The organism is Methylocaldum sp. RMAD-M (genome assembly GCF_017832375.1).
GTDB lineage: Bacteria > Pseudomonadota > Gammaproteobacteria > Methylococcales > Methylococcaceae > Methylocaldum.
The window spans coordinates 81,364-93,785 of record NZ_JAFIBZ010000017.1 but is presented as its reverse complement, the minus strand read 5'-3'; the positions used below and the strand labels follow the sequence as shown (position 1 = coordinate 93,785).

Genomic DNA, 12,422 nt, shown 5'->3' with positions numbered 1-12,422 from the left:
GTGTACAGGAAGTTCATCCAATACGTCTCGAATTCCGGTGCGAACGAATCCAGACCGGCGGACCAGCCGTAGACCCCTTCATACCACCGAACCCACATATAAAAGACCGTGTACAGCATGAACGCAAAGGTCAGCCACTTCATGTCCAAAAGCGGCTTGTCTTGCGCTGCTACGCCACCAACTGTTGTTGCAGCCATAGTTTTACCTCCAAAGTTAGTACTCATTCGCGGTGCGTCGCCGCCCCGCTACCTCGTCGTGCATCCTTGTCTTCTTCATTCTTGCCCCTGGCCCAAGGGCCCCTGCGACAAAATGCCCCACTCCTAGGGTGCGTTGCAGTCTATCACTCATTCATGCCTTGTCAAGGCTATATCCGACGATTCCTACTGCCTTTCCGACTGGAGCTCTGAGGCCGCGATAAATCAGGGCAAAAGCACACACACAGAAAAGAGACTGGCACGCGTTCGCGCTCTTGCAGAAAGGCCAGGAATGGGCACTCCAAACGAGCCTGCCGCCCGAAATTCAGAGAACACGAAAGCTCAGTACCAAAAGAAATGGAAGAAGCCGCAAAGGAGTGAAAAAACACGTACCAATGGTTTTCCGAGACTATTCGATTGAACCGACGGACCAAGCATCAATCACTTCCGCGGCCTCGCGGGCGATTTCCAGCTCCTCGTCTGTCGGCACGATTAGGATTTTGGCTCGACTATGGGAGGCTTGCAGCTCCGACGTTTCAGACGCGTCCATTGCGTTTTTGCGTACATCGATCACGATTCCGAACGGCTCTAGACCCGAGCAGATTTTGTAGCGGATGGGAGCGGCATGCTCACCGATACCGCCCGTAAAGATCAACGCATCGATGTTACCCAGCACAGCCAAGTAGCCCCCGATGTATTTTTTGATCGCGTAACAGTACATTTCGACGGCCAACCGGGCGTCTTCGCCGCCGACCGCAGCACGCCGCAAAATTTCGCGCATATCATTCGCCCCGACGAGCGCCTTGAGCCCGGCGTTCCTGCTTAGAAGGCACTCTATGTCTCTCGCTGAATAATTGCGGGAGTTCATCAAATGGAGGACGATGCCGGGATCGATGTCGCCGCACCGCGTACCCATGATTAAGCCCGCCAAAGGCGTCATGCCCATCGATGTATCGACGCTACGGCCGTGCTTAATGGCTGTAGCGCTCGCCCCATTACCCAAGTGCAACGCGATGAAGTTGCACGACTCCGGCGGTCGCCCCAGATGGGCGGCGGCTCGTTTCGTGACGTACGCGAACGAGGTTCCGTGAAACCCGTACCGGCGTATTCGATCGTCCCGATAAAATTTTTTCGGCAGCGCGTAATGGTAGGCGTGAGGCGGCATGGATTGGTGAAAGGCCGTATCGAACACAGCGACCTGAGGCACGCCTGGCCAGAGTGCGCGGCAAACCTCAATGCCCAGCAAATTTGGCGGATTATGGAGAGGCGCGAGCGGAACAGCCGCTCGAATCGCCGCCATGACCGAATCGTCGACGACGACAGCGGAACGGAAAGTCTCCCCTCCGTGCACCACACGGTGGCCTATTGCAAAAAGCTCGTTCGGGTCCGGCAACTCGCCAGACTCGTCGAGCCTCCGCATCACTTCGGCAAAGGCTTGACGGTGGTCAGCGAATCCATGCCCCTCACCACCATCTTCAGGCGAAGAAGTGTGAGTCTCTCCAATTCGTTCGATAATGCCTGACAGCAGGACACGTTCGTCACTCAGATCAAACAACCGATACTTTACGGACGAACTACCCGAGTTGAGGACCAAAAGCTTCCTCTGCATGAGTTCTCAGCCAGCTTGTGGGAGTGCGTCTACGAAATCCTTTCCGGGCCGCGCCATCGTCGCTCGCTCATTATTGAGGCCATGTCCAATTGGCAAACTCCGGCTTGTCCACACCGTGCTCATACGCATAATTGCTGCACTCGATCTGCATGTCGCGAAGCTTTTCCTTGACATGGGCGCCCGCAACCAGCAGCCCAGGCACGCGATTAATCACATCGATCGCCAGGCTGAAACGGTCGATTTCGTTCTCGATGGCCAATTCCAGCGGGGTATTGATATTTCCTTTCTCTTTATACCCTCGCACGTGCAGGTTCTTATGATTGGTTCTTCTGTAAGAGAGGCGATGGATCAGCCACGGATACCCGTGGAAATTGAAAATAATCGGCTTATCCAAGGTGAAGAGACTGTCGAAATCGCGGTCGTTAAGGCCGTGGGGGTGTTCGCTTGCAGGCTGCAGCTTGAACAAATCGACCACATTGATGAAACGGATCTTCAATGTCGGGAAGTGTTCGCGCAGGAGCATGACAGCCGCTAGCGCCTCTTTCGTTGGGATGTCGCCGCAACCCACCATGACGACATCCGGCTCCGAACCCTGGTCGTTGCTCGCCCAATCCCAGATTCCCAGGCCCTTGATGCAATGCTTTATCGCTGCTTCCATGTCCAAATACTGCAAATGCTTCTGCTTGTCCGAAACAATCACGTTGACGTTATAGGTACTTCGGAGGCAATGGTCCGCCACGCATAGGAGCGTATTGACGTCGGGGGGCAGGTAAATACGGGTCACTTCGGGGCTCTTGTTGACCACGAGATCGAGAAACCCCGGATCCTGATGAGTGAAGCCGTTATGATCCTGTCGCCATACGGTAGAGGTGATCAAGAGGTTCAGGGAAGATACGGGAGCGCGCCAGGGGATGTCGTTGGCAATATCCAGCCATTTTGCGAACTGGTTGAACATCGAGTCGATCACGTGGACGAAGGCCTCATAGGTCGAGAAGAATCCGTGCCGCCCGGTAAGCAGATAGCCCTCGAGCCAGCCCTCCAGCGTGTGCTCCGACAACATTTCCATAACACGCCCCTCCGGCGATAATTCGCCGCCGTCGGCGTCCTCCGGCAAGTAGTCGGCCAGCCACATTTTTTTGCTGGCTTCGTACACATCATCCAGCTTGTTGGAAGTGGTCTCGTCCGGACCGAATACCCGGAAGTTACTAGGATTTAGCGCCAGAATGTCGCGCAAAAAGCGTCCGAGGGGCCGCGTATTTTCCGACTCCACGGAACCAGGTTTCGGCACCTCGACCGCATAATCGCGAAAATCGGGCATCCTTAAAGCTTTACGGAGCAAGCCACCATTGGCATGGGGATTGGCGCTCATGCGCCGATTCCCCCTGGGAGCCAGAGCCTTCAACTCGGGAACGAGGCGGCCGGTGGCATCGAACAGTTTCTCCGGCTCATAACTTCGCATCCATTCTTCGAGCATCTTGAGGTGCTCCGGATTCTGGGCGATTCCTGCGAGCGGCACTTGGTGCGAACGCCAGAAACCTTCTATTTTGTGGCCGTCGACCGTCTTGGGTCCTGTCCACCCCTTCGGGCTGCGCAGCACGATCATAGGCCACCGCGGGCGGCTCAGGCCACCGCCCTGGCGGGCTTCCTGCCGAATCCGACGAATTTCGAGCACGCAATGTTCTAAAGTAGCCGCCATCGCTTGATGCATGGTTTCCGGATCGCTGCCCTCGACAAAATAGGGCGTCCATCCATATCCCGCGAACAGCTGCTCCAGTTCCTCATGGGAAATGCGCGCCAGGACGGTCGGATTATTGATCTTATATCCATTGAGGTGGAGGATCGGCAGTACCGCACCGTCCCGAACCGGATTGAGGAATTTATTCGAATGCCAGGAGGCTGCGAGAGCTGCGGTTTCTGCCTCGCCATCGCCGACCATTACGGTAACCAAGAGATCGGGGTTATCGAACGCCGCACCGAAGGCATGGGAAATGCTGTAACCTAACTCTCCCCCTTCATGGATCGATCCCGGCATTTCCGGCGTGCAATGGCTGCCGATTCCGCCTGGAAACGAGAATTCCCTGAAGAACAGACGCATCCCCTCTTCGTCTTCATTTTTATTCGGATAGATTTCGGAGTACGTACCCTCGAGATAAACCGGCGCCAATACGCCTGGCGCTCCATGACCGGGGCCGGTGATGAAAATCGCATCAAGATCGTACTTATTGATTAGGCGATTGAGATGAACGTAGCTGAAACTCAAGCCGGGACTGGAGCCCCAATGACCGAGCAAGCGTTTTTTGATATGCCCCGGCTGCAAAGGCTCTTTCAGCAGAGGATTGTCCTTCAGATAAATCATGCCCACCGCAAGGTAGTTGCACGCCCGCCAGTAGGCATCGAGTTTTTGCAGCTCGTCGGCCTCGAGTGGGTGTTCCGCGATAAAAGACGCCATGGGCTTACCTCGCTGTTTGTTAGCTGATGAACTTAAGAAACAAGGCCGATTAAAACTCGGCCTTCATCATTGACTTTGCTTCGAAAACAACCAATTTTAGTTTGACAAGCTTAGATGAGCATAATTTGATTACTTTTATCCGAAAAACCATGCAAATGCCGACGCGAACATCTATGAATTCGCGAAAACTTCCCACAAACGGCAACTCTTAAACGAGAACGTCGTGACACGGGTTGGAACGCATGAGAAACCGCACACGATTTTGGCGTCCATCCGGACTCGCCATAAAATGACGGCCTTCAAACATCGCCGGCGCATCAACTTTTGAACCCTCTCCGCAAGCTTGCCTCGCAAACCGTCATCTACGGCTTGAGCAGCATCATCGGCAGATTCCTCAACTATCTGCTGGTTCCGCTGTACACCTATACGTTTCCGGCGCAGGAATACGGCATCGTTTCGGAGTTTTATGCCTACGCCGGCTTTTTCGCCGTACTCCTGGTGTTCGGCCTGGAAACGGGCTTTTTCCGCTTCAGCAACCGGGAAGAACTCCGGTCGGACACCGTATACTCGACGGCGCTCGTCTTCTTGATATTGGCGAACCTGGCGTTTGTCTCCGGAATCGTCGTATTTCGCGAACCGCTTGCGGCGCTGCTCCGCTATTCGGAGCATCCGGAATATCTGGTGTGGTTCGGCGCGATTCTGGCGCTCGATTCCATCTCCGCACTGCCGTTCGCCAAACTGCGCTCCGAAAACCGGGCTTGGCGCTTTGCCGGCATCAAACTGATCGAAATCGTACTCGCCATAGGACTCAACCTGTTCTTCCTGGTTTATTGCAAAAAGGCCGAGGAGCTTTGGCCGAACTCGCTTGGAGCGCGTTTGTACGATCCGGCTATCGGTGTCGGCTATATCTTCCTGGCAAATCTTGCGGCCAGCGCGTTCAAGCTCCTGCTGCTCCTGCCGCAATTCAAAAGCTTGCGGCATGGGCTCGATTCGCGACTCCTGAAAAGCTTGCTGGCTTACTCTCTGCCGATGGTGGTGATCGGATTTGCGGGGATGGTCAACGAAATGCTCGACCGCGCCATCCTGAAATTTCTGCTGCCCTATGATCTTGCAACCAATCTGCGCATGCTGGGCATCTATGGCGCGTGCTACAAGCTGTCGATCCTGATGTCGCTCTTCATACAGGCCTTCCGTTATGCAGGCGAACCCTTCTTTTTTGCATATGCCGGACGGGCGGACGCAAAGCGCGCTTATGCGCTCGTGATGAATTATTTCGTGATCTTCTGCGTATTCATCTTCCTGGTGGTGACCCTGTACATCGACGTATTCAAGTACTTCGTCGGCGTGGAATACCGGGAAGGGCTTCACGTCGTGCCCGTTTTGCTCTTGGCCAATCTGTTCCTGGGCATCTACGTCAACCTGTCGATCTGGTACAAACTCACCGATCGAACCCTGATGGGGGCATGGGTATCCTTGATCGGCGCCGCGCTCACCATCGGCCTGAATATATGGTGGATTCCGATCATGGGCTACATGGGCTCGGCCTGGGCGACGCTGGCGTGTTATGCCACGATGACCGTCATTTCCTACGCTCTCGGTCAATACTATTACCCGGTGCGTTATCCGCTAGGAAAGATCGTGGGCTATCTCCTGCTCGGATTATTGCTGTACGGCGGACACAAAGATCTGGTGGAGTCGTGCGGCTTGACGTCCTGGACGGTCGGCACGGCATTCCTCGGGCTTTACCTCCTGATCGTCGCCCTGGTGGATATGCGCCCTATGCTCAGAAAACGGCAGCCGGCGTAAGGCTCGCTCTCGGCAGAACGTCGACAGACTGAAAATCAGTAGCGGTCATACGGCCCCGCCGCATGCCGAAGATGCTGAGCCAGATAATCCGGTCGATGCATGGGACCAGCCAAAATCAGGCCAGCCAGAAATCCCCCCACGTGTGCCCAGAACGCCACGCCACCGCCAGCCTCTTGCAGGGCTGGGAGTCCACCTGCGATCTGGATGAAGAACCAATATCCCAGCATGGCAATGGCAGGCAAAGCCACGGTAGTCACATAGAATCCGAGGAAGATCAGCGTCACTATTCTGGCCCTCGGATAGAGCCGAGCATACGCTCCCATTACCCCTCCGATCGCGCCGGACGCACCCACCATGGGTATTGCCGCAGCCGGATCGGTGAAGATCTGAGCGCCGGCGGCGGCCAAGCCACATGCGAGATAAAAAATAACGAACCGTATCGGCCCCATCGAGTCTTCGACGTTGTCGCCGAACACCCAAAGGAACCAGAGATTTCCGATGATGTGAAACCACCCGCCGTGGAGGAACATATGGGTCACCAGGGTCAGGACGGACGTGTCCCCGGTCAGCTCGCAGCCCAGATTTTCTCCGAGGGGAATGACGGTTCCGGCCGGTACACGATCGAACAGTTCACCCGGAATCAAGCCATAATTGCACAAGGACCACGCCAGCGGCTCGCCGTTACCCAAGCCTTGAACAAAAACCCAACTGGCGATATTCAGGCCGATTATCGCAATCGTCGCCACTGGCCTCCTGACAATCGGATTTTCGTCTCGTAATGGGAACATAGATTCCTCGCATGTCTTGTGAGTGGTATTTGGGAAACCCAAGGCCGTCGCGACACTCGACTCCAGCGCCATGCTAATTGGAGTCCGGGAGAAAAAGAAGCCAAGATCAAGCGAACCTGTAAACGGCGCCACTAGCCGCTATCAATAAAGGTCGACCGGATCGACGTCTATAGACCAACGGACTCGCTTGGCTTCATCAAGTTCCGAAATCAACGGCAGCAGTGACTCGATAAGTCCGTGCAGCAGATTGCGCCTGGCGGATTGAAACAGCAGTTGATAACGCTGCCGTCCGGCTCGCCGCGCCATCGGTGCGGGAACCGGCCCCAACACCAACAATTCGGGCGACGGTCGCTCGTTCGCAAGATCGGCAACTCGCCCCAAGAAGCTTCGCGGCGCATCGATGTCGGTCGCCTCCGCCCGCCATAGCGCCTGATAGGTAAAGGGGGGCAACTGCGCCGCTCGGCGCTCGTCCGTACAGGCTTTTGCAAAACCGGAATAGCCGTCCCTGATCAACACATGAAGCAATGGGTGGCCAGGGTGCCGAGTCTGCAAAACGACGGTGCCCATTCGTTCTTCCCGCCCGGCGCGGCCCGCTACTTGAATAATCAATTGCGCAGTCCGTTCGCCGGAACGAAAGTCGGTGCTGTAGAGGCCGGAATCCACGTCCGTGATCCCGACCAGCGTAACCCGCGGAAAATGATGGCCTTTCGCCAGCATCTGGGTGCCGATCAGGATATCCACCCGGCCTTCGTGAATATCGTTCAAAAGCGTTTCCAATCGTCCTTTGCGCCGCGTGCTGTCGCGGTCGATGCGCGCCACGCGGGCGCCTGGGAACAACTCTGCCAACGCGTTCTCCACGCGCTCGGTCCCGAGGCCCACGGGGCGAAGGTCTTCACTGCCGCAGCCGTTACAAGAACGGGCCAAGGACTGTTCGAACCCGCAGTGATGGCAACGCAGACGCCCGTCGCCGGCATGAACGACCAAGTTCGCGTCGCAACGTCGGCAACGGGCGACCCATCCGCAGGCGTGACAAATCAAAGTCGGCGCAAAACCGCGCCGATTGACGAACAACAGCGCCTGCTCGCCGCGGCTCAATGTGTCGGCAATATACGCGATCAGTGCCGGCGAAAGCCCTTCCTGCAAGCGATGCCCTCGAATATCGAGCAATCGGAAGCTGGGTTGGAGCGCCCCGCCTGCGCGATGAAGAAGCCGCAAATGCCGATACCGCTCCTGCGATACGTTGCAGAGACTTTCCAAAGACGGCGTGGCCGACCCCAACAGAATAGGAATGTTGAACAGCCGGGCTCGCATGACGGCCACGTCGCGCGCCGAGAAGCGGAAGCCATCCTGCTGCTTGAATGAAGTGTCGTGCTCCTCGTCCAGAATGATCATCCCCGGCGACTTCATCGGGGTGAAGACGGCGGAACGGGTACCGAGCAGAATACTCACCTCTCCTCGCTGCATTTGTAGCCAGGAACGGCAGCGCTCGGTTTCCGTGAGCCCGGAATGAAATATCGCGACCGGAACCGAGAAGCGGCTGCGAAAGCGGGCTTGCAACTGAGGCGTCAGATTGATTTCCGGCAGCAAGATCATGATCTGCTCGCCTCGCGCCAAAACCTCCTGCGTCAATTGCAGATACACTTCGGTTTTACCGCTGCCGGTCACGCCTTCCAGCAAGAAAGCGGCGTACGCGCCCATGGCCTCCCGAACGGCGGCTATTGCGCGCTGCTGGTCCTCGTTGAGATCGAAAGGAGGAGATTTGAGTGAATTGTGGGCAGGTACTTGCGCTTCCCGGCTCTGGCACCAGCACGCCAAACCTTTCCGAACCAGGCCGTCTACAGCACCGCGCCAGTCCCAATCCAGTTCGCTCAAAAGACTATGAGGAACGCCGTTCGGATGCTCGCGGAGCAATCCGATCAACGCCGTTTGGCGAGGGGCTCTCTTGCATGACTGCGCCGCGAAAGCATAGTCCTCCGTGACCAGGCGAAGAACCCGTTCTCCCGCGAGCTCGGCCGCACTGCCCTTGCGCAACAGGACGGCCAGAGCCGCTGCGACGACCTCACCGATAGGATGGTGATAATAACGGCTCGCCCAGTTGAGCAACCGGAGATCGTCGGAAGACAGCAAGGGATCGCTGTCGAGTATCGCTAACGCCTCCTTCAAACGTCCACGGTCCACCTCCGATTCTTCCGCAATGTCCATCAATACGCCAATTTTTCGGCGACGGCCGAAGGGAACTTCGACGCGGACGCCAAGCTTCAAACTCTGAATATCGGAAGCTGAAGGAGGAAGATAGTCGAACAGACGTCGCAAAGGCACCGAAACAGCGATCTTAAGAATTTTCGTCATGTTCAACGAACTGCCACAAATCCCGGGTAGAATCGGGAAAACCGCAACACGCTTAGCAGAAAAGCAAAATCTTGCTTATCCACAGTTTCTGTGGATAACTTTGTGGAATAGATGTCGGGATGTTGCCGAAAAATGCATGAAGACTAGACTTTCATTAAATTGTAAAGATTTTGACCAAAACTTATTTTTTATAATTTTATCAATGCCTTATTTGGTCACAAAAAAATCTAATCGCGGCAGCACTGATTCAAATTTTTCCTTGACAAACAAATTGAATACACTGTGCATAAGTCGACCGACGACAGCAACCGGAAATCAAGTGTTTAACCATTCTGCAATGAAAGACAACAATCGAACGATGGAGGATCTATGGAGATTTATCATCTACAGGTGTTACGTACCGATGCCTCTGGCATGCCGCTGGAATGGATAGGCTACCAAGAGGCGGCAAAGCTTTATCATCTAGGTGAAGTAGCCTATAGCTGCGGTACCCACCTGTATACGCTGCGGGGTGGCATTAATGCCAAGACGGGGCGCCGCAGTCTCATCGAAGTCAATTCGATCATCGCCACACACCACCACCATAACAACGGCTACGGCATCGATCCCAACTACGTTCCGCCCTTAAGCAATCCTGCCCTATTCCGCCGCGACAACAATCTTTGTCTCTACTGCGGCCACCGATTTCACCATAGCGACCTTTCCCGCGACCACATCACTCCGATCAGCGTCGGAGGCGCCGACACCTGGAACAATGTCGTAACCGCATGCAAGCGCTGCAACAACCATAAAGCCGGACGAACCCCGGAACAAGCCGGCATGCAACTCCTAGCCATTCCGTTCACCCCAACCCACGCGGAATATGTCTACCTACAAGGACGCCGGGTATTGAGCGATCAAATGGAATTCTTGAAAGCGCATTTTCCCCGCAAAAGCCCTTTGCATCAGCGGTTAAGCTAGCGCCTTCAGCTCCCTCAGATGGTCTGCAACATCCGACAAAGAGTACGCGCGCTTCCGGCTAGTGTTTGCCGATTTTGTCCGAACCGACCAGACTGATCGCTTCCCAAAGCATGGAAACCGCCGGCACCAGAATCTGCCCGCGTCTCGCCTGATAAACAGCCAATCCCACCAACAAAAGAAAAAAGGCCGACTGCAAATCCACTAGCCCGCCACTCGCGGTGGTAAGGCTGCGGTCAAATGCATTGAGACCCTTGGTTGCGTGCTGACCCAGCGTGCGGACGGGTGTGGCCGACAAGGGTTTAACGGAAAATAAAGCGGCTTGCTCCGCATACCTTGCAACATCGATTGCACTCGTTTCCGCGGCGTGAAGCAGCAAAACGCTACCGGTAAACGCATTGAGCTTGACGCTGGTAACGCCCGGACATTCGGCTAAACGTTCGGCGAGAGCGGCAAAAAAGGCCGAATCATTGCGCTTTTCGGGAATTCTCAGCCGTAATCGACCGGCTAGCTCGTGAACGACGAAGGCCGAGACCATCTTTAGCCTTTCATATCGCTTTCCGCAGCGGCTTGCTCGGCGGCTTCGAATCCTTCCGCTGCGGCCGCCTGCTCTGCCAGCTCCGCTCGAACCTCGGCCACCAGATCTTCGAAGGTTTCGCCGGCTTCAGCCGCCCATTCGCGGCCTTTTTCGAACAGCAGGATGCCGGTCTTCACGGCTGCTCGTGCAACTGGCCGCAGCGCCGGCGCAAGAACGACACCGGCCGCCACCATGCCAAGCCCGATCACAACGCCTTTGGCCACACCGTTTTCAAGAAAATCGCCGAAACCAGCCATCGCTACCTCCCTGGATTCCAGAAACCCCATTGATAAGAAAAAACCTCGGCCGCATAAAAAGCCAAGGGTATTATGCCAGCGGGCCAAGAACCACGAAAAGTTTAAATAAGGGAAAGCTAAACTGACGCGTACGAGAGCCTGTACTCGGGGGTCCGCAGCTTATCGTACTCCGCTCGAATGAGCCTCGGGCCGTACTTCCGCTCGAGACGGCGGATCGTAAAGTGGCTATGTGCCATAACTTGAAAGTGCTGAATGAACACGCTGTTGACCAAAGCGCCGCCGACCGCCCCCACAATCGGGACGATTTCCGCCGCGGCTTTTTCCGAGACCGTTATGCCGAAACGGCTCGAGATCATCATAATAAAATCCACCAACATCGGCGCGCCGGCCCGATTGCCTAGGCCGTTCCGAGCGATATAGCTGGAGGCTGCCGCAACGGGCCGCTCCAAAGCGAGACGCAACCCGTAGTACCCGGCATCAGCCGCATCATCTTCCTTAGTACGCCCACCCAAGGCGAACACTTCGAGACATGCCAGACGGGTCGCGATATCGTCGAGATCTTCGCCCTCGCTGCGGGCGATATCGGCAATCGAACGCAGCATGAGAACGGTCGTAAACGGCAGCTCCACCAGCAAGGCCGGACCGCCTAAAAAACCACCGACCGCGCCGCTCGCGATGCTGAGCAACTTGTAATACACGTCGCGGGATGGCGTCCCCGGCTTATTGTCCAAGCTCGTGACCGCCACGCCCAAAGCCTTCCAAATGGCATTCTCGGCGCAGCGATGCAGTCTTCGGTACCATGGCGTTGGCAAAAGCTTAAGCCCTTTCTCCAAGGGTGTGCCGACCGCATCGGCAAGCCTGACGGCGAAGGCGGGATATTCTAGATGCCGATATGCCCGCTTGAGACTCAAATAGTCTTGGTGCGACAAAGCCATGGGTCTGCCACTCATAATCCGATCGCTCGCTCGGCCCGAACCGCTGTTTGCAAAGAGCGTGAAAATAGCCGCACGAGATTACAGTTATATGACGGCAGCCGTCGAGGGCCATGTTATTACCGCTCCCGTGCCGCCTCATGGAACGCTTTTCAATAAGGCGAGAGCAAATCCCAAAACCATTCTGATCGTACATTGAGGTTGCCGCGGCCAGATCCGACCAACACTGTCAGATGATTTGAACTGCCACTCCCGATTCGAAGCTGCCATTCGTAGCGGTCGTCCATGCGCCTGATTTTCGGCTAAAGCGGAAGATCGCGGATTGATGATTGCGACTTTGCCTGAACGTCAGCTTTTGATATTGCCCACGTAGCGCTTAGTACCCAAAGCTGCTGGGCCTTATTATTAACCCGGCCTATAAATATAGGCCGGGTTAATCCGGGGCAGGGATGCCCCGGCGCGGCGACCAGCCGCTTGAGCCCAGGCCGGGCGTGTACCGGCCTG

Annotated in this window: 10 protein-coding genes; 2 read left to right on the top strand and 8 right to left on the bottom strand. The window is 55.9% G+C overall.

Annotation, left to right across the window (positions count from 1 at the left end; genetic code table 11):
* The 3 genes from JOD69_RS16120 to JOD69_RS16110 form a co-directional block, all read right to left on the bottom strand.
* On the bottom strand, positions 1-197 hold a 197-nt coding region (locus JOD69_RS16120; protein WP_245245632.1), incomplete at its 3' end, for a methane monooxygenase/ammonia monooxygenase subunit C.
* 406 nt (positions 198-603) lie between these two features.
* Entirely contained in the window at positions 604-1,803 is a 1,200-nt protein-coding gene (locus JOD69_RS16115; RefSeq protein ID WP_210024076.1) for an acetate kinase, read from the bottom strand.
* Positions 1,804-1,873: 70 nt separating this feature from the next.
* Positions 1,874-4,252 (bottom strand): phosphoketolase family protein, encoded by a 2,379-nt coding sequence (locus JOD69_RS16110; RefSeq protein ID WP_086133484.1) that lies wholly within the window; start codon positions 4,250-4,252, stop codon positions 1,874-1,876.
* A gap of 324 nt (positions 4,253-4,576) precedes the next feature.
* On the opposite strand from JOD69_RS16110, the gene JOD69_RS16105 reads away from it, so the two are divergent.
* Positions 4,577-6,058, top strand: a complete 1,482-nt coding sequence (locus JOD69_RS16105) for a polysaccharide biosynthesis C-terminal domain-containing protein (RefSeq protein WP_086133483.1) — start codon at positions 4,577-4,579, stop codon at positions 6,056-6,058.
* Positions 6,059-6,093: 35 nt separating this feature from the next.
* Here the strand turns inward: JOD69_RS16105 and JOD69_RS16100 are convergent, their stop codons facing one another.
* Both JOD69_RS16100 and JOD69_RS16095 read right to left on the bottom strand, forming a co-directional pair.
* A complete protein-coding gene (locus JOD69_RS16100; RefSeq protein WP_077730889.1) occupies positions 6,094-6,846 on the bottom strand; it encodes a rhomboid family intramembrane serine protease in 753 nt (250 codons plus the stop codon).
* Between the two features lie 141 nt (positions 6,847-6,987).
* Entirely contained in the window at positions 6,988-9,195 is a 2,208-nt protein-coding gene (locus JOD69_RS16095; RefSeq protein ID WP_086133482.1) for a primosomal protein N', read from the bottom strand.
* A 369-nt stretch (positions 9,196-9,564) separates the two neighbouring features.
* Here JOD69_RS16095 and JOD69_RS16090 point away from each other — a divergent pair, with 369 nt between their 5' ends.
* Positions 9,565-10,155 (top strand): HNH endonuclease, encoded by a 591-nt coding sequence (locus JOD69_RS16090; protein ID WP_077730887.1) that lies wholly within the window; start codon positions 9,565-9,567, stop codon positions 10,153-10,155.
* A 58-nt stretch (positions 10,156-10,213) separates the two neighbouring features.
* Here the strand turns inward: JOD69_RS16090 and JOD69_RS16085 are convergent, their stop codons facing one another.
* The 3 genes from JOD69_RS16085 to JOD69_RS16075 form a co-directional block, all read right to left on the bottom strand.
* Positions 10,214-10,690 (bottom strand): HMA2 domain-containing protein, encoded by a 477-nt coding sequence (locus JOD69_RS16085; protein ID WP_077730886.1) that lies wholly within the window; start codon positions 10,688-10,690, stop codon positions 10,214-10,216.
* Positions 10,691-10,692: 2 nt separating this feature from the next.
* The gene (locus JOD69_RS16080) at positions 10,693-10,986 is read right to left on the bottom strand and encodes a DUF5132 domain-containing protein (protein ID WP_077730885.1); all 294 of its coding nucleotides are present in this window, start codon (positions 10,984-10,986) and stop codon (positions 10,693-10,695) included.
* A gap of 116 nt (positions 10,987-11,102) precedes the next feature.
* The gene (locus JOD69_RS16075; RefSeq protein ID WP_240502549.1) at positions 11,103-11,921 is read right to left on the bottom strand and encodes an EcsC family protein; all 819 of its coding nucleotides are present in this window, start codon (positions 11,919-11,921) and stop codon (positions 11,103-11,105) included.
* Positions 11,922-12,422: the final 501 nt, after the last annotated feature.